Source organism: Daejeonella sp. (assembly GCF_030695525.1).
Taxonomy (GTDB): domain Bacteria; phylum Bacteroidota; class Bacteroidia; order Sphingobacteriales; family Sphingobacteriaceae; genus Daejeonella.
Genome location: NZ_JAUYSS010000046.1, coordinates 60,309 through 84,264, shown reverse-complemented (window position 1 = coordinate 84,264; position 23,956 = coordinate 60,309). Strand labels below are relative to the sequence as shown.

Sequence of the window (23,956 nt, the reverse complement as noted above, 5' to 3'; positions counted from 1 at the left end):
CTACCATTGACAGACGAAATGTACTAAAGTTTATAGAATTGTTCCGCATTCTTCGCCCAAACCAATTCCTGTTCCCTGATACTTAATTTACTCAGATATTCCTCCAGCAATCCACAAACCTCATCATACTCCCCTGCCAGTTTGCATACCGGCCAATCGCTGCCAAACATCAGTCGTTCTGCTCCAAAAAAATCGAAAACTTTATCCATGTAAGGAAATATATCTTCCTTCTTCCAGTTTCTCAGATCGGCTTCGGTTACCATGCCCGAAAGCTTGCAGTAAACATTTTCGAATGAAGCAATATGTTTCATTTCGGTTTCCCAATTGCCAAGAAGACCATTTTTGATATCCGGTTTTGCGAGGTGATCGATGATGAAGGCTTGATTGCCATGGCTCCTGAGCAAGTCCGGGATGACAGGCAGGTGCTGAGGGTAGATGAGAATATCATAGGTAAAGCCGAAAACATGTAAAGCCGATATTCCTCTTTGAAATTCTGGTTTGAGTATAAATTCAACAGGCTCGGACTGCAGAATATGTCTGAATCCTTTTAACGTTGAGAATTGAGAATAATGTTCGAGCCGTTCATGAATGTTGGGGGAGCAAAGATCCACCCAACCTACTACTCCTTTAATGAAATTATGCTCTTTAGCCTGAGCGAGGAGAAAATCTGTTTCGCTTTCCGACTGATCGGCCTGCACCGCGATGCAGCCCTCTATCCCATTGGCATAAAGCAGTGGTTTAAGATCAGGAGGAAGGAAGTCATGACGTATGACCTCCATTTCCTCTGTGATCCAATTATCTCTTATTGAATTAAATTTCCAAAAATGCTGATGGGAATCAAGCTTTAGCATAGGCTTTGGCAACTTGTCTGGATTCACCTAGTCCGTCGATACCCAGCTCAATCACATCACCATCTTTCAGGAATATTGGTGGTTTAAATCCTAATCCCACCCCTGCAGGTGTTCCTGTTGAAACGATATCGCCCGGAAGAAGGGTCATGAAATTACTCAGATAAGATACCAGAAAAGGAATATTGAAGATCAGATCGTCGGTATTGCTATCCTGCATGATCTTACCATTCAGTTTTAACCACAATCTTAATTTATGCGGATCAGCGATCTCATCTTTTGTCGCCAAAAATGGGCCAACCGGTGCAAAGGTATCGCAGCCTTTACCTTTATCCCAGGTACCGCCTCGCTCCAACTGCCATTCACGCTCAGAAACATCATTATGGAGGCAATATCCGGCTACGTAATCCATTGCTTCCGCCTCTGTAACATAGCTTGCTTTTTTACCGATTACAAAGGCCAGTTCTACTTCCCAGTCTGATTTTACCGAATTCCTGGGAATAGTAATATCGTCATATGGGCCTACTAAGGAGGTTGTTGATTTCATAAAAAGAATTGGTTCTGCCGGAATAGCCATTCCCGACTCTTCTGCATGCTTCACATAATTTAACCCGATACAAAGGATCTTGGAAGGACGGGCAACCGGAGAACCCAGACGCTCTGAATCAGCAATTACTTTCAATTTACCCTCATTTGTTTTCAAAAATGCAGACAAACGATTCAGTCCGTCGTTTTCAAAGAATGCCTCATTGTAATCTTCACCAAAAGCAGATGTATCGTATTTTACATCATTGATAATTACTCCTGTTTTTTCCTGTCCGGGTTTCCCCCATCTGATTAATTTCATCTGTTTATTGAATTTTGTATGGATGATCCTTTCTGTTTAGGCAACAAATAGTCCATCCGTTTAAAAAAATAGGCCCTGCGGCATTGTTTGAGTTGTATAGATTAGCTATTCAGCTTAATAAAACCTCCATCTATCGGATAATCATTCCCTGTTACGAAGCTGGCTTCATCCGAACACAAGTATAGTGCGATAGCTGCGATATCCTCAGGCCTTGCCATTCTGCCAACAGGCTGTGTTTTAGACAGTTTCTCGAACATTTCTTTTTCCTGACCAGGATAGTTTTTGGCAATAAATCCATCTACAAAGGGTGTATGTACCCTTGCAGGTGAGATACTATTGCAACGGATCTTATCATCAAGATAATCTTTTGCTACCGAAAGTGTCATTGCATAAATTGCACCTTTACTCATTGAATAGGCAAAGCGATCAGCTACACCCACAATAGCCACGATAGATGCCAGGTTCAGAATGGCACCACCGCCGCTTTTCTTCATCAATGGAATTGCAGCGAAAAGGCAATTGTAGGCGCCTTTCACATTGACATTATAGATCCTGTCCATATCTGCTTCAGAAGTCGTGTCGGCTCTTCCTACATGCGCAATACCTGCATTATTAACCAGAATATCGATCTGACCGATACTGTTAAACAGCGAAAGCACATCTGCCTGTTTTGAAACATCACAAGCATGTGCAGAAGCTATTCCACCATTATCTGTAATCTCTTTTACTACTGCAAGACCCGCATCCTGGTTCAATTCAATGATCTTCACATTGGCACCCTGGGCTGCAAACACCATTGCGATACCTCTTCCGATACCACTTCCGCCTCCTGTAATTACGGCTGTTTTTCCTTTTAAGCTAAACATAATATTTAAAAATTTGATAAAATTATAATGAAACACCACGTTTCCATGGGATAAAATCGTCCTGACCCAATTGCATAGCTTTAGGTTGCTCTTCGCCGCTAGCAACCCTGATCACATAGTCCAAAATCCGATGGGCGTTCTCCTTTATGGTCTCCGAACCGTCGATAATCGTTCCGCAGTTAATATCGATAATATCAGGCATTTTCAGAAATGTTTTTGTATTGGTACTCAGCTTGATAACCGGTGTAACCGGATTCCCCGTCGGGGTACCCAATCCTGTAGTAAAAAGCACGATATTGGCACCTGCGGCCACTTCTGCAGTGGTACTTTCAACATCGCTTCCAGGAGTACACAGTAGGTTCAGTCCCATTTTATTAATCTTTTCAGGATAATCAAGAACAGCTGTTACTGGTGAGGATCCACCTTTTTTAGCAGCTCCGGCAGATTTCATTGCATCAGTAATCAACCCGTCGCGTATATTTCCGGGGGATGGATTGGCATAAAAACCGGATCCATCAGCTACCGCCCTCGCATTATAAGTATTCATCAGATGCATAAATCGGGTTGCAGTTTCTTCGTCCACACATCGATCACTAAGTTCCTGTTCTACTCCACAAAGCTCCGGGAATTCTGAAAGAACAACTGATCCGCCCAATGATACCAGAATATCTGACACATATCCAAGCGCAGGATTTGCCGATATACCCGAAAATCCATCCGAGCCACCACACTCCAAACCGATACAAATCTTCGAAATTGGTGCCGTTTTCCGTTCATTTTTATTCGCTTCAATCAGACCAGCAAAAGTACGTTTCAAAGCCTCCTGCATTAAGTTCGTTTCAGTCCCCAATGCCTGTTGTTCGAGAATAGCCATTGGCTTACTGAATTGCGGATCACGCTTCCTTATTTCGTTCTGTAAGGTGCTGACCTCCGAATGCTGGCAACCTAAACTCAGTATTGTAGCCCCCGCAACATTTGGATGGGTTATATATCCGGCTATCAGCCCGCATAAACTATCCGCATCCAGCTTTATACCTCCACAGCCCATATCATGGGTAATGAATTTCACTCCATCCACATTAGGGAATAAACGGATTCTCTTTGCTTCATTGGGTGTAGCCTGTAAATCGGCATTCAGAATTTCTTCGGTTGATTTTCCTGTTTTGTAAAGGGAGATCAGACTTTCGACTTCATTTTCATAACTTTGAACCTTCTTGTAGCCCAATTTTTCATCCAGAGCTTCCTTGAGTACATTTACATTTCTGTTTTCACAAAAAACCAGAGGAATTACCAGCCAAAAATTCCGTGTTCCAACCGAACCATCTGCACGGTGAAATCCATTAAATGTTTTAGACCTAAAGGCCGAAGTATCGGGCTTATCCCAATGAGTTTTGCGCTTCCCAAGGGCATACTCACTGGAAGCATGATCTACATTATGCACTGAAATGGTTTCACCCTGCCCAATTTCCTGATTGGCTATACCAACAAGGACCCCGTACATGATAATCCTCTCCCCTTTTTTAAATGGCAGGAGCGTAAACTTATGTTTCGATTCTACAGCAGTACTGAGTACCAGTGTCTTTCCTCCAAAATCTATTACTTCGCCCTTAGCAAGATCCTGCAATGCAACCAGAACATTATCCTGTGGATGAATCTGCAGAAATCTGTGTTTTTTCCCCTCTTCGAAATTAGTATTCATTTGTAATTATAGTTGAAATATTTTTTCCATTAAAACCCATTTTTCACCCGGCTTTGCTCCCGGAATAGCTTGCTGAAAATTCCACATAAATTCCTCCCATTCCTGAACTTTGGGATCCGAAAGGTCGGCCGCAGCCTTTTTTTCAAAGCTGAATTCATCATTTACCTCCATAATCATGAAAAGACGGTTTGAATAACGGTATATTTTCATGTCCTCAATCCCTGAAGAACGGATACTCTGAATGATTTCGGGCCAGACTTTTTTATGCCATAATTCATATTCTTCAATGAGTTTAGGATCGTCCTTTAAATCGACGGCAAGACAATATCTACGCATAGTTTTTAATTTGAGGTTTTATGACTTTATATCCTTTTACTGCAAAAGCCAGGATCACGCAAAAACAAAGCAAACTCACAATCTGACCATATTGAACCTTCCCGCTAAGATCCGAAATATAGCCAAAAACCAAGGGCAGAACAGCTCCACCAAAAATAGCCATTACTATTAAACTGCTACCATATTGGGTATCACTTCCTAATCCCTTTATTCCCAATGAGAAAATTGTTGGAAACATAATAGACATAAAGAATGTAATTCCAATTACAGCGTAAATAGCTATGAATCCAAGACTAAAAGTGGCTACAAGGCTAAGTAAAATACAGATTACAGAATAAATAGCCAGCAAGCGTTCGGAAGCAATAAATTTCATCAAAAAGACACCAAAAAACCTCCCGATCATAAACGCTAATCCACAGCCCCAGCCCAGGTAATCTGCAGCCAGAACACTGTCAATACCAGCAACTTCTACTGCATACAAAATAAAAAAGCTGAAAACACAGACCTGAGCACCAACATAGAAAAACTGTGCTACAACCGCCCAGGTTAGATGCCGGTGTCTCAGTGCCCTGAATACGTTGAGGCTTTTGCTCTCATCCTTATCCTCTACTTCAGGAAGCCGCAGGAAATAAAAGATAAGTGCAATAAACAGAATAAAACTTCCCAGAATAAAATATGGGGCCTTCACCGTTGAGGCTTCAGAAGCCAGTGCGAGCTGCCTTGCATTCTCAGTCATAGCATTCAATTCCTCTTCGCTGTACCCTTCTGTTAAAATAAATCGTGCTCCTATGATCGGAGCGATGGTAGCCGCCAATCCGTTAAATGACTGGGCAAAATTAAGCCTGCTGGTTGCAGTCTCAGGATCACCCAACAATGAGACGTAAGGATTAGCCGCTGTTTCGAGAATCGTAAGTCCGCATGAAATAATAAACAAGGCTCCAAGAAAGAATGAATATTGCTGTGTGTTTGCTGCCGGAATAAACAAAAAAGAACCGATTGCAAATAAGACCAATCCTGATAAAATTCCGGTCTTATAACCATACCTTTTCATCAGTATCCCTGCTGGAATGGCCAGGAGCAGGTAAGCAATAAAAACTGCAGAATCTACCAGGGATGACTGCAATACATTCAGGCTGAAAGATTTCTTTAAATGAGGAATTAATATAGGATCCAGGTTATGAACAAAACCCCACATGAAAAAAAGAGAGGTAACCATGATAAAAGGGAAGAAGTACTTGTTCTTTGCCATATAATCCTGTAATAATATGTCCCGTAGTTAATGTATTTCCCTTAGTCTGAAAAATATTAATTTTAACATGACAGCCGGAATGGCCTGAGGATTACAATACAATAATACTAATTCGGGTGATTTTATTTTAAAGGATTCTCTTTATAAGTAATGTTTTTGAAATTTCCAATGAGAATCAGGCTTAGCCCAAAAAGAATGCCTGCATAAGTGAATCGAATGATGGTTCACGCATGCCGCTTGTACCACATCTAAATGCATGGGTAATCTGTTGAAATAACCAATTCCGTGAATATTTATAAACATATTGGGTAAAGTCCAATTTTGGTTCACGCGGCACGCGTGCACCAGCAGATGGCTTTCAAATCAGGATTTACCCAATCCTTACCGAGGTCATAGTCAATGAGCCTCCTACCGCTTTATCATTAAAAAATGAGACCACCTCGTTCTTTCCCTGGAGGCCTAAATTGTACAACAAGGGTAGGTAATGTTCGGTTGTGGGTATAGCCTTTGAAATATCCGGGCTGATCGTACTGAAATTAATCAATGACAGATGATCACCATTCGCAATCAATTGTTTAAACTTATCATTTAGTTCGTAAGCCCAATCGTAACCGAAACCGGGTTCATTCAAACGATCCCATGCAACCATACTTAAATTATGAACCATATTACCGCTTCCAAGAATCAGAACTCCCTTTTTACGTAAAGAATAAAGGTCTTTTGCAAGATCGTAATGGAGTTGCGGTCCCTTAGAATAATCGATACTCATTTGTAATACGGGGACATTGGCTTCGGGGTACATATGCCTGACCACCGTCCAGGCTCCATGGTCAAGACCCCAGTCATGATCTGGTTCTGCATGAACTGAGTGTAACAATGAAATAGTTTCATTCGCAAGCTGAATACTACCGGGTGCAGGGTATTGAATCTCAAACAGAGCCTGTGGGAATCCCCCGAAATCATGGATCGTAGTGGGGAAATCCATTGCGGTGACTTTGGTGCCTTTGCTTAACCAGTGAGCCGAAATAACCAGCACAGCTGCAGGCAGAGGTATTTCACGGGCCAGTTGTTTCCATCGCTGGGAAAATTCATTATCCTCAATTCCATTCATAGGTGAACCATGACCGATAAAAAGTACAGGCATCAGGTTCCCGTCTTCCTTTAAACCACTGGTAAATCTGTTGAATTTACTGAGACCTGACATGGCATTTAATCAATTATCGTTTACAAAAATAGCACCTGAAAATTCCGGTGCTATTGCTATGAGGTAAAAAGGCCTTGATCTGAATCAAGTTTTTATTTCATTTTATTGAGGCCTTTTAAACAGTCCTCCTATTACAGCTTTACCTAATATATGTCCCTGTATGGTCTGCATAATTTTAGCTCTGGTGTCGAAAGGGTCATTGTTTACTGCCGGAAAATCAAGTGTGATATCCAGGGCCAGAATTTCGAACATATAATGATGCAGCGGGCCATTTGCCGCTGCTCCGGGACCCCGGTATACCGGACCAGTCACGCTTATCTGGTAACTGCCATCTGGTAATTTCTCACCTCTTGGAAGACCTTCAGGAAAACCTGTGGAATTTGCAGGGATATTCCATACCAGCCAGTGTACCTGATCATCTGTGGTTTTATTCCTGACAAAATCAAGATCATGCATATGAAGCAGTAAACTTTTAGTTCCGGCAGGTACATTTCCCCAGGATAATGCAGGAGAAGTTCCTTCACCCGGTGCTGCTCCAGGAGCAGCCTGGCTGAATTTCACCGGTATGATTGACCCGTCAGCAAAAGCATTGGTGGAGAGAGTCATTGGTGCCGGAGTAGTTTGTGCATTGCTTAAGTAAGCAATACTAAGTAGTAATGCAGCGATTGAAAATATCTTCTTCATTTCGGTTAATGTTTAAAATACGAACGGCAAATTAGTAATTATATTGGTTCATTCAGCATGAAGCCTGTAAAATAAAGGATATCAAATTGAATGTCTTCAGAAATTGGCAAAGAGAAGAAAATAGGCTGATCCGGTAAGAAAAATAGCACAAAATCCAAAAAAAGCGGTTTTACGTAATTCGACACTTCCAATGCTGAGCACAATCATGAACTTGACCAGGGTATTGGACAATGCAGCTATTAAAATCGTGTTAATGGCAGTGGCAGAATCTCCTCCTGATTTAGCCATTTTAGCCATAGAAAGGGTGATCGCATCCACGTCTGTTATTCCTGAAATTGCACCGGCGATATAGGTTCCATTATCCCCGAAATTTACACCTGCAAATTTTACGAGCCACTGAATCGCTGCATATAGTATCGCAAACTTTATCGCAGTGGCTAGATCAAGTGGGTTTTTGAGAACAATTCCGTCTCCGCCAGGTTTACCCTTTCTGAAGGTATAGATCAAGTAAGCAGATCCAAAACCTGCCATTGAAATAATCAGTATAGGTACCCATAATTCCAAGAATAGTTCCCAATTAATCACATAAACCTCAAAAAGAACTCTTGGAAACATAATGGTACAGGCACTGATAATACCCATCGCATAATAAAAAGATGAACTTGCCGATGCTGATTCTTTACTTTTTCGCGAAAAGGTCAGAGCCACCGAAGTGCTGGAAACAAGTCCACCAACCAGTCCCGCGACCATTGTACCTTTCTCACCCATAAATTTGGCGATCATATAACCCACCAAACTTGTTCCAGAGACCAGCACTACCATTTGCCAGATTTCCTTCAGGTTCCATAAACCATAGGGCCCGAAATTATCATCCGGAAGAAAAGGAATAACCAGGGCCGACATCACCACAAATAGGATGATAGCGAGTAATTCCTTACGTTTCAGTTTCTCTACAAAGAGGTGTATAGTTGGTCTGAATGCCAGAAGTAATAGCATTGCCACCATGATAATTAGTGCAAACAAGACCATACCCAGAAACACCAGTCCTCCAAGCATATAAGTAATCAGAAGGGCGAATTCTGATGTTGCACCTTTATTACTGGGCAGCCTGGAAAACTGCATATAAGATATAATCACAAAGGCAAAAACACAAACCAGGACTGCACCAAATATCCATGCACCCATTACGGCAGAAAATATTGCGGATATAAACCCAAACATGGAAACCATAGTAAAGGTTCTGATTCCCGCAAATTGCTCCTCTTGCTCTTGAGTTTCCTTTGAAAATTGCCGCTCCATGCCTATCAGAAATCCTATTCCAATACTGATAAGCAGACCGCTTAGGTGCTCCAAATTTAAATCAGAAAACTGTGTGGCTCCAAATTCCATTCCGGGTAGTAAATTTTAGGCTAAGATAGACATCAGAATTCAGTTGTTGGTTGTCAGAGAATTATTGGTTCAATTTGAATCAAGTATTAATTGCTTGATTATCATTCACTCTTAATTCTCCCCTCTCAATTCTCAATTCCCTGACCTGATTCCAATTCAGTTGTTCGTTTAACCGATACTATCCTGAATTTACGAAGTCCTGTTGGCATTTCCCAATCAACTTCAATTCCCGGACGATAGCCCAATAAGGCCACTCCAATTGGTGCCAGAACAGAAAGTCTATTGGTTTTGTAATCTGCCTTATTGGGGCTGACCAGAATAAAATTATATTTCTGTCCGCTTTCAATATCCTCAATCTCTACAGAGGAATTCTCAGATATAACGTCATCAGGAATATCTTCAGATTTGAGAACTCTGGCTGTTTTTAATTCCAGGCTAAGCTTCTTTTTGTTAAATTCTGAGAGTTTGGTACTCAGATTTAGGTGGTTTTGCAAAAGTTCAAAATCATTTTTCGATAAGATCAATTGAGCTATTTTCATACTATTCATTATTAAAATTCCATATAATTGTTTGTTCTGTGTTAAAGGCACGGTTCCTTTGAGATAGCTGATTTTATCCTTAAGATTTCTTCGGGCTAAAGAAAACAGATTAGGATAACCTAAAGTCCTTAGCTTTTGAAACGAAATAATGAAAATAAAATGGATCGACCAGAAGGCCCCAAACCTGTTAAAAAAGGTTGGGGCTTAATTAAGAAAGTCCTTACTGCTTACCTGGAAAGAATATCCGATTGGAAAGTTGAGACGGTTGAACATGGCGCTAGAAATGTAGGCCACCTGCATTTTGACTGCAAGGCACTTTATTATTTCCGTAAAATTTAACACCAAATGTTTCATAAAAGCATTCACCCTTATTACAAAGGTACAGCTTAATACCGGATTAAAAAAACCAGCCCGGTATCAGAATCGGGAGTTTAAGGCGAAAAAACACGAGTTCCAGGGTTATTTAATGATTTTTAGATTCGAATAGTAATGTAGTAATGTGGTCCGCAATTCAGGCTACAATTTATACCAGTCCTTGCGCAAGCATTGCATCAGCGATCTTTACAAAGCCGGCGATATTCGCCCCTTTAACATAGTTGACATATTCATTATCCTCGCGTCCATAAAGGGCACAGGCCTGATGAATCTGTTCTATGATTAGCTTCAGTTTGCTGTCTATTTTATCACGGCTCCAGGAATAGCGGAGTGAATTCTGGGACATTTCCAGGCCAGAAACTGCTACCCCCCCGGCATTTGCAGCCTTACCGGGAGCATATAAAATTCTGGCCTCTTCAAAAACATGTATAGCCTCGGGAGTTGAAGGCATATTAGCACCTTCCGCTACACAAATACATCCGTTTGCAACCAGAATTCGTGCATCATTCTGATCCAGCTCGTTTTGGGTTGCATTTGGAAAGGCAACATCACACTTAACCCCCCATGGCTTTTTACCTGCATGATATTCACAACCGTATTTGACAGCATATTCTTTAATCCTCCCACGCAAGGTATTCTTCAATTCCATAATATACTCCAGTTTCCCCGAATCAATACCTTCAGGATCAAAGATATATCCTTCAGAATCTGACATCGTCAATACTTTAGCACCCTTTTCAATACATTTTTCTACAGTATATTGGGCCACATTCCCTGATCCGGAAATCACAACCTTCTTGCCCACAAGAGAATCACCTTTAAGCTTCAGCATGGCTTCAACAAAATAAACCACACCATATCCGGTTGCTTCAGGACGGATCAGACTTCCACCCCATTCATTCCCTTTACCGGTTAAAACCCCGGTAAATTCTCCGGTAATGCGTTTATATTGACCAAACATAAATCCTATTTCCCTGGCTCCCACACCAATATCCCCTGCAGGAATGTCCAGGTCGGGACCAACATGCCTGTAAAGTTCGGTCATAAAGCTCTGGCAGAATTTCATTACCTCATTATCTGATTTTCCTTTAGGATCAAAATCAGAACCACCTTTTCCACCACCCATTGGTAGTCCGGTAAGACTATTTTTCAGGGACTGCTCAAAAGCAAGAAATTTTAATACACTTAAATTAACTGAAGGATGGAAACGAAGTCCCCCTTTATACGGGCCGATTGCACTGTTCATCTGAACCCTGAAACCACGATTGATCTGTACTACACCTTTATCATTTAGCCATGGCACTCTAAAAATAATTACTCTTTCAGGCTCAGCCATCCGTTCAAGAACCTTATTTAATTTATACTTCGTATGCTTTTCACTATAAGGAATAATGGATTCAGCCACTTCAAATACAGCCTGCAAAAACTCAGGCTCATTCCCGTTCCGTGATTCCACAATCTTCATAAACTCACTAACATTCGTATCCATATAATTCTTTATAGGTTTGGGGGCTTATTTTTAATAAAACTTATTGAAGATTAACAAGGAAGGTGAAATTCCAAATTGATATTCTGTCGGCTAAAATAGATTAAAATTTTATTTATTGTAATTTTTTATCAATTTTCTTACACAAGACGGCATCAAATTCAATAAGTGTTAAAAATATTACAATGCAAAGGCCACAAAACTGTCTCCTTTGTGCATCCCCAGTTTCGTCCCACCGCAAGCAATAACGACATACTGTTTGCCATTAACCATATAAGTAGACGGCGTTGCAAAACCTGATGCTGGTAATGGATGCTCCCAGAGTAATTTCCCGGTTTTTTTATCAAAGGCCCTGAAGGTATTGTCTTTAGTTGCAGCGATGAATAACAAACCACCGGCAGTTACAAGCGGCCCGCCATAATTCTCAGTACCAGTTTGGGGAATACCTTTCTTACTCAGCTCCCTGAATTCACCTAAGGGAATCTGCCATACCTGCTCGCCGGTGTTCAAATCAATTGCACTGAGTGTTCCCCATGGCGGATTGATAGCCGGATAACCATTTTCATCAAGAAATTTATTGTATCCGTTAAAACGGTAAGGCACATCCGGATACTGATCTATGGCAGTGTTAGATAATTCTTCCCTCTCTTCACCAAAAATATAGGAAATAATGGATTGCTTCTCCGAATCACTGATCTGGCTAAATCCAGGCATCATACCCTTTCCATTCGTAATCAGGCTTGCTGTTACTGAGCGGCCAAGACGTTCCCTGATTCCAATCAAAGCCGGGTAGCCACTCTGAGGATTGCCCGAAAAATCAGACCGATGGCAGGATTGACAATAATTCAGGTACAAAGATTTACCCGAACTCAGGGTCTTTGATTTAACTTCATTTTTAGGACTGAGGCTAAATAACCAGGCCATTTCATTGGAGTTGACATACATAATACCCTCTTTGTCTACAGCGGCTCCACCCCACTCTGCGCCACCGTCAGGTCCCGGGAAAATGAGCGTCTGCCGAAAATCCAGTGGTTCAAAAGCTCCTAGTTTTGCCTGCCTGAAAACAGTTAGGAGGGAATCCCTCTTTCCGGAAAAATTAGTAATATCATCTTCAGTCAGGATTTGCCTTGCAAATGGCTTCGGCATACGTGGAACGGGTTGTGTTGGCCATGTTTTTTCTCCAGGAAGGGTAGATTGTGGTACCGGAACTTCATCTATCGGGAAAATCGGCTCACCAGTTACACGGTCGAAAACAAAAATATACCCTGATTTAGTCACCTGAGCCACTGCATCGATAATTTTACCCTCTCTTTTAATTGTGATCAGATTCGGTGGAGCGGGAATATCCCTGTCCCATATATCATGATGGACGGTTTGGAAATGCCATATATATTCCCCTGTTTTGGCGTTTAGAGCAATTAAAGAATTAGCATAGAGATTCTTACCTTCACGGTTACCTCCATAAAAATCAAATGATGCAGAACCTGTCGGAACATAGAGAATTCCACGTTTCCGGTCAACTGCCATACCTGCCCAATTATTTGCAGCACCAATTGCCGGATTTTTGTATGCATCTGCCGGCCAGGTTTCATATCCGGGTTCACCTGGATGGGGTATAGTTTTAAATACCCAGGCCAGCTTTCCTGTCCTCACATTAAATGCCTGAATATATCCGGGAGCAGAACCTGTGCCTTCTCCAAGCCTTAGCGGCATAATGATCAGGTCAGCATAAATTGTTCCGGGTGTTGTTGATGAAACGAATTTAGTTGCAGAATCATCTCCAAGCCCGCTTTTCAAACTTACTCTGCCTGCATCACCAAACGAAAGGATAGGTTTGCCTGTAAGGGCATTAATTGCATAAAGCCAGGTCTGAAATGCAAACATGATTCGCTTATCCTTACCTTTAGACCAGTAAGCCACGCCCCTATTTACATTCGATGCCCCCTTGCTTTCCGGGGCAAATCGCCATAACTCCTGTCCGGTAGCTGCATTTAGCGCAAACAGGTGATTCGAAGCACTTACTGCATACAATCGGTTTTCAATTATGATGGGATTACATTGTACCTGTCCTGAATCTCCGGTATGGAATTCCCAAACTGGCCTCAGGGAGCTTACATTCGAAGTATTGATATTTGAAAGTGCTGAATAATGATTTCTATCGGCCCCTCCAAGATATTCTGGCCAGTCATTTTCCAAAGGCTTAAGCAGATTAGCACGGAAACTTATAAACAACAGGCAAATGCCCGACACTACAGCAATCCTGAACAGGAGATTCTTCATTATAATATCATTAGACCTAATAATTTAGAGCAAGCTTCATCCCATTAAATTATAAAAATTTATGAGAATCAGCTTTACTGTCTGAACAAAATTTCAAACCTGATGTTCAGGAGATTCAGAATAAGCTCTTGTCTGAGACAGCTTAACTTTTCGGGTAAACCAGTAATGGCACTGATGAATTTAATGAATATTCTGCAGTACTGCTTGAAAGAAATAGTTTCTGAAAAAATCCCTGCTTTTGGTCAGTAAACATTACCAGTACCGAAGGTTTATGTTTTTTGATCACCGCCTGCAGGTTAACAACCAGATTATAAAGCAAATTAATGTTTTCAAGACTGTATTTAATGTGTGACTTGGGGTATTTGCGAATAATATTCTCAATCACTTTCGAGTTAAAAATAACATCTGAGGGATAGTTCATATGAAGTAATTCAATGTCTGCACCCAAAGGGCTTGCAAAGTCAACTACCCGTTTCATCTCCTTTTCAAGATCGGTAAGATCAGTTGCATATAAAACAGATTTAATTTTGGAATGCCGGTAGGTATTTGGAACCGCAATAACAGGCACTTCAGACTGCAGAATCAGGTTAGAGGTATTGGTACCAAAGATTTTTTTTATTTTGCCTCCACCTCTTCTGCTGATGCAAATAAAATCAAATGATTTGTCCTTGGCATATTTCATAATATTTGCGTCAGTTACAAAAGAACTGGTTATCACATGATTTATTTTACTAGGAACAGCACCCATTCCCTTGTATACCCCCGCCACAAATTTCTCAAGCTTGAGCTCAATCTTTCTGGCTTCATGACTTTGATAACTGGTGAAAGTCTTTTCACCCCAGGAAGTAGGCTTCATGATATAATAGGAATGAAAAAATGTCAATTCACATTCATGCTGTGAAGCCATTTGTATAGCAAAGCGCATTGCTGCTTTGGAATTTGATGAGAAATCAGTTGTTACCAGTATCTTTTTCATGTTGAGCGGATTGATTTAAAACACTAAGATACAAATTTGAAGTTTGAAGTTTATGACTCTCCTCAGGAAAGCAGATGACAATGATCATATAATAACAATATACAAACCGGCATATTTGAGAATATTCAATTACTGTTTCCGAGTAAGGCTCATATAAGTTTATTCAGATTGAAATAAATTTTAGAATGATTTTGACTAATTTAAAATCAGGAATTCACCGCTAATATTATCCAGCTTGTCAAAAAATCCATTCCCATTTAAAGGACTTAGCAGTGAAGAAGTCACTGCAAGGAAAAAAGATTATTTGCGTCCGGAATCGGAGCAAAGTGAATTCTTAATTATACTGAAAGAAACAGTACTTGAACCTATCTTCATCCTCTTGATTGCCTCAGCAGGTGTCTACCTGCTTCTTGGCGAATTTTCTGAAGCCATTTTTCTGATGTCTGCTGTTATTCTGGTATCTGCGATCTCATTCTTTCAAACTTACAGAAGTCGTAAGGCATTATCCTTGCTAGAAGTTTTGACAGCAACAAAGACAAAAGTTATCCGCGATGGTGAAGTGAAAGAAATCCGGTCGGAGGAAATTGTGAACGGTGATTATCTCATATCTGAAGAAGGCTCTCTGCTTGCTGCTGACGGAATTATTGTTCAAAGCAATGATTTTGCAGTAAATGAAGCTGCACTTACAGGAGAGTCCTTATCGGTAAGTAAGAATACCAGCAAGGAAAATAATGTAGTCTTTCAGGGCACATTAGCAGTATCTGGACTTGCAGTATATGAAGTAACTGCAAGTGGTGCAGAGAGCCGGGCCGCACAACTGGCAGCACTTGCAAAAAACATCAAAACAGAAAAGCCGCCATTATACAAACAGATACTTAGGTTTGTCAAAGCAATGACGCTGGTGGGACTGGTCTGTTTTCTACTTGTTCTGGGCATTAATTACTATCAAACTCGTCAATTTCTGGAAAGCCTGTTAAGTGCTTTAACCCTGGCTATGTCCATACTCCCGGAAGAAATCCCGGTTGCTTTCACAACATTCATGGCACTGGGAGCATGGAAATTATCAAAAACCGGCATCCTGGTCAAAGGTCTGAATACGGTAGAAACCCTGGGTGCCTCGACAGTAATTTGTATCGATAAAACCGGCACAATCACCGAGAACCGGATGGAACTTACGGCAGTATACAACTATAAAACAGATGAGACATTAACTAATGAAGATCTGACTGAACAGAAGTTACTGAATGAAGCAGCCGAATTCGGCATGTGGGCTTCAGAACCAGTTCCATTCGACCCCATGGAGATCGCTTTACATGAATTTTATAAAAAGCATACCATAAAAGATGAGAGACCTGCTTACAAAATGATTCATGAATACCCGCTGGGAGGGCAACCGCCAATGATGACCCATCTGTTTGAAAACAAGCAGGGGAACCGGATCATCGCAGCAAAAGGAGCACCAGAACAAATCATGAATGTATCAGGCCTCAAAAAGGGTGAAAAAGAAAAGATAAGCGAAAAAATAAAAGAACTGGCATCCAAAGGCTACAGAATCCTGGGAGTTGCCCAGGCGAAGTTTAAAGGCGTTTCTTTTCCTGAAAATCAACAGGATTTTCAATTTACTTTCATCGGCCTCCTTGCATTTTATGATCCTCCAAAACATAATATTGAAAATGTGTTTAAGCAATTCTACAATGCAGGGATTTCAGTTAAAATTATAACCGGTGATAATGCTTTAACAACATCTACAATTGCGAAACAATGTGGGTTCAGGGATGCAGAAAATACACTTGATGGGAAAGATCTGATTGACATGAGTGATAAAGATGTATTAAAGGCAGCCGGTAACTGTAATATTTTTACCAGAATGTTTCCTGAAGCGAAACTCAGGATTATTGAAGCACTGAAACAGAAAGGGCATGTGGTGGCAATGACTGGAGATGGTGTAAATGATAGTTTAGCACTGAAATCTGCCCATATAGGTATTGCTATGGGTAAAAAGGGCTCAGAAGTTGCCCGGCAGGCTTCATCCCTTATCCTGATCGACGATGATCTCTCCCATATGGTTGAAGCCATCGCCATTGGCAGAAGAATTTATGAGAATCTGAAGAAAGCCATTCAGTATATCATTTCCATACATATCCCTATCATTTTAATCGTTACTGTCCCATTAATACTCTCCTGGGAATACACCAACATCTTTACACCTGTCCATGTTATTTTTCTGGAATTGATTATGGGGCCAACCTGCTCCATAATTTTCGAGAATGAGCCTATCGAACCCGACTCTATGTCAAAGGCTCCCCGAAAACTTAGCACCAGTTTTTTCTCCTTTAATGAGCTGTCTATGAGTATTATACAAGGACTAGTTATTACGGGTTTTTGCCTTGGAATAGGTTTTTATTATATGAAAAATGAACACTCTATTGCTGAAGTGAGAACCATTATTTACAGTACCCTTATTCTAAGCAATATTTTCCTTACCCTTGCAAACAGATCATTCTATTATTCCGTGTTGACAACAATACTTTATAAAAATATCCTGATTCCCTTGATATTAAGTGCTTCACTGATCATTCTGCTGCTTTCAATTTATTTTACGCCATTCCAAAAAATATTTCAGTTTGTACCCCTTCAGGCCATTGATCTTAGTTATTGTCTGATTGCCGCATTTGCTGGTGTAATGTGGATAGAAATATTTAAATTTATAAAAAGAAGAACTTAAGTACTCGCTTTAAATTATTAATTTGAATAAAATTAGTGACACTGATCACGCAATTGTATAATCGGAGTCATTTCAGAGCAATGAATTAGCCATCATTTTTGAATGCATGAATAATTTAAGTCCACAAGCTGAAACAGAGGTAACAAAACAGTGCTATCACTGTGGAAATGATTGTTTGGATGAACAGTATCATTTTGATGAAAAGGAATTTTGCTGTATTGGCTGTCAGAGTGTTTATCAGATTCTTTCAGAAAATCAGCTCTGCAATTACTACGTTTACAACAATAATCCTGGCAAAACACAAAGTGATAAATTATCCCATTATGACTATCTGGATGAACCAAAGATTTCCGCTGCCCTAGTTGATTATTCAGATGATACAATCAGTATCATCACGCTTTATATTCCGGCAATTCATTGCAGTTCCTGTCTATGGCTGCTCGAACATCTTTATAAAATTAACAGTTCTATTGTCAATTCACGTATCGATTTCCTGAAAAAACAGGTCAGCATTACATTTAAACATCATGAACTCTCATTAAGTGGGCTGGTGATCATGTTAAGTTCAATCGGATACGAGCCTGTAATCAGTTTACAGGACGTAGTCAAGGAACAAAACAAGGTCTCTGACAGGGATCTGATCAAAAAGATTGCGGTTGCAGGATTTTGTTTTGGCAATGTAATGCTTTTAAGCTTTCCTGAGTATTTCGGTCTTGCGGGTTTTGAATATCAGTTTAAGTCTTTTTTTGGATGGCTCAACCTGGTATTTGCAATCCCGGTGGTATTTTATAGTGGCCGTGATTATTTTATATCTGCATGGAAAAATCTGAGAAACAAGGTATTAAATCTCGACTTTCCACTTGCATTAGGTATTGCAATAATGCTGATACGCTCTTTATATGAAATTATTAGCGGTACAGGTGCAGGTTTTGTGGATACTTTATGCGGACTAGTGTTTTTCCTGCTAATTGGTCGCTGGGTGCAGCAACGTACTTATCATCATCTTTCATTTGAGCGGGATTACAGGTCGTACTTCCCTGTTGCGGTAACCCTGATCAGCGAAGGATCCGAAAAACCAATTCCGATGGATGAGCTGAAAGTTGGCGACAGAATCCTGATCAGAAACAATGAAGTGATACCCGCTGATACTATTCTGATGAAGGGGGATGCTGTGATCGACTTCAGTTTTGTTACGGGTGAATCCTCGCCTGTACAGAAAGTATTGGGTGAAATTGTATATGCCGGAGGAAGGCAGATCAATGAAGCCATAGAACTTGAGGTGATCAAACCTGTTTCTCAGAGTTATCTGACCAGCCTTTGGAATAATGAAGCTTTTGAAGGGAAGAGAAAAAAAATAAATACCTTTAGTGATACCGTCAGCCGCTATTTCAGTGTTGTACTTCTGCTCATTGCATTTGGTTCAGCAGCATTCTGGTGGATAAGCAGCGAGAACTTAAAAGCATGGCAATCATTTACAGCGGTACTGATCATAGCCTGTCCATGTGCCCTTGCCCTGAGTTCCCCTTTTACATTATCGGCCGTACTAAGCATCTTTGACCGGAATAAATTCTACCTTAAAAATACAGCAATAGTTGAACAACTGGCACGTATTAACACCCTTGTTTTTGATAAAACAGGAACCATAACGGCTCCGGAAGGTTTCAAAATCAGTTTTGAAGGGGATCTTAATTATGAGGAGAAATGTCTGATCAGCTCACTTGCCAGAAATTCAGGACATCCGCTGAGCAGGGAAATGGTAAAATGGATCCGTATAAATGAATACTACCCGGTTAGCTCATACAAAGAAATTCCCGGTAAAGGAATCGAAGGTATGGTTGGAAAAAAGCTGGTTAGAATTGGAAGTGCATCATTCCTGAACATAAAGACTGCCAATACTGATACCGGAACTGTTTATATTCAAATAGACGATCATTATGCCGGATATTTTAGTTTCAGGCAAAAGTGGCGCCCGGGATTGAAAGAGCTTTTTGCTAAGTTAAGTAATTCAATGGGTTTACATTTATTATCAGGCGATCAGGATACTGAGCGTGAATTCCTTCTTCCTGCATTCCCCTGGAAGGATCAAATGCATTTCAAACAGAGTCCGCAGAACAAACTTGATTACATAAAAGCACTTCAGCAGATAGATAAAAAGGTAATGATGCTGGGCGACGGACTGAATGATGCCGGTGCATTGAAGCAGAGTGATCTGGGTATTGCGGTGACCGATAATCTCAATAATTTTTCTCCCGGATGTGATGCGATACTTGACGGAGCGGGTTTTGAAAAACTTCCTCGATTTATCCAACAGGCAAAAGATGCTATAAAAGTTATACATATCAGTTTTGGCATCTCAATAACCTATAATATTATCGGCTTATTCTTCGCAGTTCAGGGTTTATTATCCCCTCTTTTTGCTGCAATATTAATGCCTTTAAGTACAGTAACTATCATATCATTCACTAGTATCGCAACCCATTTGTTTGCAAGAAAAAATAAATTAACATGAGTATCCTCTATTTTCTGATCGGCTGCAGCGTATTACTTGCACTGATCTTTTTAATTGCATTTTTCTGGGCCATGAAAAATGGGCAGAACGATGATACTTATACACCGGGAGTGAGGATATTATTTGACGACGATATCCCATTGAAAACAAAAAGTGATAAAGATCATTAATTTGAATAAGTTATGTCACATGATTGTCATGTGATCTCTTTAATTTTACACCATAAATAAAAACATAAAGTATGCTTGAAAAATTCAGTTATGACAACAAGATTGTAAGGAATTTCGCGATAGCCACCGTGGTATGGGGACTTATCGGAATGACTGTCGGATTATTGATTGCATTGCAGCTCTTCAGTCCGGACATGAACCTTGGCAATCAGTACACTACTTTTGGCCGTATCCGTCCATTACACACCAATGCCGTAATCTTTGCATTTGTTGGAAACGGAATTTTCATGGGAGTTTATTATTCCTTACAAAGGCTTCTGAAGGCGAGGATGTTTAGTGATACACTGAGCAGCATCCACTTCTGGGGATGGCAACTGATCATAGTTGCCGCAGCCATTACGCTGCCTCTGGGTTTAACTACTTCGCATGAATATGCAGAACTTGAATGGCCAATCGATATTGCAATTACCCTCATTTGGGTGGTATTCGGGATTAACATGTTCGGTACAATTATCAAGCGCCGTGAAAGGCACATGTACGTAGCCATTTGGTTCTATATTGCGACCTTTGTAACCGTTGCTGTGCTTCACATTGTGAATTCATTTCAGCTTCCGATTTCAGCTTTCAAAAGTTATTATTTGTATGCCGGTGTTCAGGATGCTCTGGTACAATGGTGGTATGGTCACAATGCTGTAGCATTCTTCTTAACCACCCCATATCTGGGAATGATGTATTATTTCCTTCCTAAAATGGCTCAACGCCCGGTTTATTCTTATAAATTAAGTATTCTGCACTTCTGGTCACTCATTTTCATTTACATTTGGGCTGGCCCGCACCACCTCTTATATTCATCCTTACCGGGATGGGCTCAATCCCTTGGTGTTGCATTCTCCATTATGCTGATTGCACCGAGCTGGGGAGGAATGATTAACGGTCTTTTGACTCTGCGAGGTGCCTGGGACAAGGTGCGTGAAGATACCAATCTGAAGTTTATGGTGGTAGGTATTACTGCCTATGGTATGGCTACATTTGAAGGGCCCTTACTTTCACTTAAGCAGGTAAATGCTATTGCACACTTTACAGATTGGATAGTAGCACACGTACACGTAGGCGCACTGGGATGGAACGGATTCTTAACCTTTGCTATTCTGTATTGGCTAATCCCCCGCATGTACAAAACCGAGATATTCTCTAAAAAATTGGTTGCATTCCACTTCTGGATAGGTACACTTGGTATCCTCTTCTATGCGATTCCGATGTATCTGTCGGGATTTTTACAAGGCTTAATGTGGAAAGAGTTCACTCCTGAAGGGATGTTAAAATATCCAAATTTCCTGGAAACTACCCTTCAGCTTCTCCCAATGCATATGTTTAGGGCAATCGGTGGTTTATTATACCTGGTTGGTGTAATAGCGATGTGCTATAACCTGATCAAAACTGCTGCTAGCGGACAACTTGTTGCCGATGAGCCAGCCGAAGCTATGGCCCTTGAGCCAGCCTTTTCGCCTGGTAGTGGTGAAAAAACCTGGCACCGTTCTCTCGAGCGCAAACCAATGTATTTCCTGGTTCTGTCATTGATTGTGATTCTGATTGGCGGTATGGTTGAGATGATGCCAACGTTTATGATCCAGTCTAATATTCCAACCATCGCAAGTGTCAAACCTTATAGTCCGCTCGAATTACAAGGTCGTGATATTTACATCCGCGAAGGTTGTGTAAGCTGTCACTCACAAATGGTCAGGCCATTCCGTTCAGAAACTGAACGTTATGGCGAATACAGCAAAGCCGGTGAATTTGTATATGATCATCCATTCTTATGGGGATCTAAACGTACTGGTCCGGATTTACACCGTCAGGGAGGTAAATATTCCAATGCATGGCAATTCAACCACATGCTGGATCCGACAACCATGTCACCCGGAAGTATCATGCCTGCCTACCCATGGCTCATTGACCAAACCCTTGACACTACTACTACTGTTGCAAAGATCAATGCGATGCGTACTCTTGGAGTCCCTTATGAAATTGGTTATGAGCTAAAAGCAAATGCTGACCTGAAGACACAGGCAGATGCCATTACAGCTAACCTGGCAACAGATAATATTAAAGTTCAGAGCGATAAGGAGATCATAGCGCTCATTGCTTATCTGCAGCGGCTTGGGATTGATATCAAGGCAGGTGGAACAGGTTCAAATCAATAAGAAAAACACATAGAAACTTAATTCAAAAGATATGTTCAGACAATTTATAGATCAATCACTTGGCGCAGATGTCTATCTGATCACCTCGCTCGGTATATTTTTAGTATTTTTTATTGTGGTTACTGTAATGCTTTTCACGATGAAAAAAAAACACATCACTTATATGAGTGAGCTCCCTTTAAATGATGATAAAGCATAGAATTATGAAACGTTTGATTTACACAATTGCAATCCTGTTAACTGCCGGACCATTATTGGCTGCTGAAACATCTGCGGGCAGAAACACGGGAAATACTTTTTCAGAAGTAGTTGTGATACTATTTCTGATCGCCCTTCTCTTCCTGATTGTTTCCCTTGTCTTGCTCAAAACGGTGCAAATTATGGCCAATGAGATAAAGAATCCTTCATTGGTAACACTTGAAGAACCTAAACGGATGCTTGAATATTCGGAATGGGAGGCTACAGAAAAATCCAGTCCGGGTATTTGGTCAAAATTAATGGGTCTGAGACCGATTTCTGAGGAAAAGGATATCATGATGGATCACGAATTTGATGGTATTGTGGAACTCGATAATCCAACACCCGCCTGGTTCATGGGTTTATTCTATTCAACTATTCTTTTTGCAGTGGTTTACATGCTTAATTACCACGTTTTTGAATGGAGCCCGCTCCAGGATGAAGAATATGCGATAGAAATGAAAGCAGCTGAAGTTGAAAAGGCAGCATTTCTTGCAAATTCCGGTGAACTAATTGACGAGAATAGTGTCAAGGTAAGTACTGAGGCTGGAGTGATTGCGGCAGGCAAGGCGGTCTATACTCAGAATTGTATCGCATGCCATGGTGTATTGGGTGAGGGAACTGTGGGACCAAACCTGGCAGATGATTCATGGATCCATGGAGGAACAGTTAATGATATCTTCAAAACCATTAAATATGGAGTTCCTGAAAAAGGAATGATTGCCTGGGAAAAAACGCTGACACCGAAACAAACCTCCGACTTATCAAATTACATACTGAGTTTACAGGGCACAAATCCGCCTAATCCTAAAGCTCCACAAGGTGTGAAATTATAAACAACCCATTTATATCCAGCAAAAACCCGGATTCTTAATGAAATCCGGGTTTTTATGTTTTCATGTACCCCAATCTTTCTAATTGTCTTGCAAAAGTTAAGATTCATAAATCAGATTATCTGCTTGGGGATCCCATCATCATCGAAATCAAAAACTCCGTTAATTATAACCTCATCATCACAAACAGGACATTCGGTAACAAAATTCTCAATTTTCAGATCTTTTGTATTAGAAATGTGGACTCCTACAATCTCGATAGTTCCACCGTGCTCTGGACATATAAGTTTCATTACTATATTCTTTACGTTAAAATTTAATTATTCTAGGCGAAGGCTATTTTTAATCATAAAATCGCTTTGAAATATTCGGCCCCAGATCATGATAAATCGCAAAAAGGAAAATTGAATCTGATTAAAAACATCAGGAACAAATCATCAATCAGTTAACTCAAATGTGAAAAACCTGAATGAAATTAAGAATAGGCCGAATGGCCCCGATCT

At 40.6% G+C, this 23,956-nt stretch carries 20 protein-coding genes; 7 read left to right on the top strand and 13 right to left on the bottom strand.

The features are described from left to right. Positions 1-23 precede the first annotated feature (23 nt). The 10 genes from Q8S11_RS10085 to Q8S11_RS10040 form a co-directional block, all read right to left on the bottom strand. A complete protein-coding gene (locus Q8S11_RS10085; RefSeq protein ID WP_305661971.1) occupies positions 24-851 on the bottom strand; it encodes an amidohydrolase in 828 nt (275 codons plus the stop codon). Next, complete coding sequence (locus tag Q8S11_RS10080; protein ID WP_305661970.1) at positions 838-1,695, bottom strand: fumarylacetoacetate hydrolase family protein; 858 nt, start codon at positions 1,693-1,695, stop codon at positions 838-840. The genes Q8S11_RS10085 and Q8S11_RS10080 overlap by 14 nt, the downstream gene beginning before the upstream one ends. Positions 1,696-1,796: 101 nt before the next feature. Beyond that, positions 1,797-2,561 carry an SDR family NAD(P)-dependent oxidoreductase gene (locus Q8S11_RS10075; protein WP_305661969.1) on the bottom strand — a complete coding sequence of 255 codons (765 nt, stop codon included), beginning with the start codon at positions 2,559-2,561 and terminating at the stop codon, positions 1,797-1,799. A gap of 22 nt (positions 2,562-2,583) precedes the next feature. Continuing rightward, positions 2,584-4,260, bottom strand: a complete 1,677-nt coding sequence (locus Q8S11_RS10070; protein WP_305661968.1) for a UxaA family hydrolase — start codon at positions 4,258-4,260, stop codon at positions 2,584-2,586. Positions 4,261-4,266: 6 nt separating this feature from the next. Beyond that, complete coding sequence (locus tag Q8S11_RS10065) at positions 4,267-4,596, bottom strand: L-rhamnose mutarotase (RefSeq protein WP_305661967.1); 330 nt, start codon at positions 4,594-4,596, stop codon at positions 4,267-4,269. Then, on the bottom strand, positions 4,589-5,845 hold the full coding sequence (gene fucP, locus Q8S11_RS10060) for an L-fucose:H+ symporter permease (RefSeq protein WP_305661966.1): 1,257 nt from the start codon (positions 5,843-5,845) through the stop codon (positions 4,589-4,591). The genes Q8S11_RS10065 and fucP overlap by 8 nt, the downstream gene beginning before the upstream one ends. A 370-nt stretch (positions 5,846-6,215) precedes the next feature. Beyond that, on the bottom strand, positions 6,216-7,049 hold the full coding sequence (gene ygiD / locus Q8S11_RS10055; RefSeq protein WP_305661965.1) for a 4,5-DOPA dioxygenase extradiol: 834 nt from the start codon (positions 7,047-7,049) through the stop codon (positions 6,216-6,218). Between the two features lie 102 nt (positions 7,050-7,151). Further along, complete coding sequence (locus tag Q8S11_RS10050; protein WP_305661964.1) at positions 7,152-7,733, bottom strand: YbhB/YbcL family Raf kinase inhibitor-like protein; 582 nt, start codon at positions 7,731-7,733, stop codon at positions 7,152-7,154. A gap of 96 nt (positions 7,734-7,829) precedes the next feature. Then, on the bottom strand, positions 7,830-9,122 hold the full coding sequence (locus tag Q8S11_RS10045) for an MgtC/SapB family protein (protein ID WP_305661963.1): 1,293 nt from the start codon (positions 9,120-9,122) through the stop codon (positions 7,830-7,832). 125 nt (positions 9,123-9,247) lie between these two features. Then, complete coding sequence (locus Q8S11_RS10040) at positions 9,248-9,661, bottom strand: GreA/GreB family elongation factor (protein ID WP_305661962.1); 414 nt, start codon at positions 9,659-9,661, stop codon at positions 9,248-9,250. A gap of 159 nt (positions 9,662-9,820) precedes the next feature. Between Q8S11_RS10040 and Q8S11_RS10035 the strand changes: the two genes are divergently transcribed. Further along, on the top strand, positions 9,821-10,000 hold the full coding sequence (locus tag Q8S11_RS10035) for a hypothetical protein (protein ID WP_305661961.1): 180 nt from the start codon (positions 9,821-9,823) through the stop codon (positions 9,998-10,000). Positions 10,001-10,184: 184 nt separating this feature from the next. On the opposite strand, the gene gdhA is transcribed toward Q8S11_RS10035, so the two are convergent. From gdhA to Q8S11_RS10020, 3 genes are all read right to left on the bottom strand, one after another. Then, entirely contained in the window at positions 10,185-11,525 is a 1,341-nt protein-coding gene (gene gdhA, locus Q8S11_RS10030; RefSeq protein WP_305661960.1) for an NADP-specific glutamate dehydrogenase, read from the bottom strand. Between the two features lie 177 nt (positions 11,526-11,702). After that, complete coding sequence (locus Q8S11_RS10025; RefSeq protein WP_305661959.1) at positions 11,703-13,802, bottom strand: PQQ-binding-like beta-propeller repeat protein; 2,100 nt, start codon at positions 13,800-13,802, stop codon at positions 11,703-11,705. Positions 13,803-13,944: 142 nt separating this feature from the next. Beyond that, a complete protein-coding gene (locus Q8S11_RS10020) occupies positions 13,945-14,778 on the bottom strand; it encodes a universal stress protein (protein ID WP_305661958.1) in 834 nt (277 codons plus the stop codon). A gap of 235 nt (positions 14,779-15,013) precedes the next feature. On the opposite strand from Q8S11_RS10020, the gene Q8S11_RS10015 reads away from it, so the two are divergent. The 6 genes from Q8S11_RS10015 to Q8S11_RS09990 all read left to right on the top strand — a co-directional run bounded on the left by Q8S11_RS10015 (position 15,014) and on the right by Q8S11_RS09990 (position 23,456). Beyond that, entirely contained in the window at positions 15,014-17,503 is a 2,490-nt protein-coding gene (locus Q8S11_RS10015) for a cation-translocating P-type ATPase (RefSeq protein WP_305661957.1), read from the top strand. A 106-nt stretch (positions 17,504-17,609) separates the two neighbouring features. Next, positions 17,610-20,012: a heavy metal translocating P-type ATPase metal-binding domain-containing protein gene (locus Q8S11_RS10010; protein ID WP_305661956.1), complete on the top strand. Its 2,403-nt coding sequence runs from the start codon at positions 17,610-17,612 to the stop codon at positions 20,010-20,012. Further along, complete coding sequence (gene ccoS, locus Q8S11_RS10005; RefSeq protein WP_305661955.1) at positions 20,009-20,182, top strand: cbb3-type cytochrome oxidase assembly protein CcoS; 174 nt, start codon at positions 20,009-20,011, stop codon at positions 20,180-20,182. The genes Q8S11_RS10010 and ccoS overlap by 4 nt, the downstream gene beginning before the upstream one ends. Positions 20,183-20,253: 71 nt before the next feature. Continuing rightward, positions 20,254-22,383: a cytochrome-c oxidase, cbb3-type subunit I gene (ccoN, locus tag Q8S11_RS10000; RefSeq protein ID WP_305661954.1), complete on the top strand. Its 2,130-nt coding sequence runs from the start codon at positions 20,254-20,256 to the stop codon at positions 22,381-22,383. Positions 22,384-22,414: 31 nt separating this feature from the next. Then, positions 22,415-22,582: a hypothetical protein gene (locus Q8S11_RS09995; protein WP_305661953.1), complete on the top strand. Its 168-nt coding sequence runs from the start codon at positions 22,415-22,417 to the stop codon at positions 22,580-22,582. Positions 22,583-22,586: 4 nt separating this feature from the next. Further along, positions 22,587-23,456: a cbb3-type cytochrome c oxidase N-terminal domain-containing protein gene (locus Q8S11_RS09990; protein ID WP_305661952.1), complete on the top strand. Its 870-nt coding sequence runs from the start codon at positions 22,587-22,589 to the stop codon at positions 23,454-23,456. Positions 23,457-23,956: the final 500 nt, after the last annotated feature.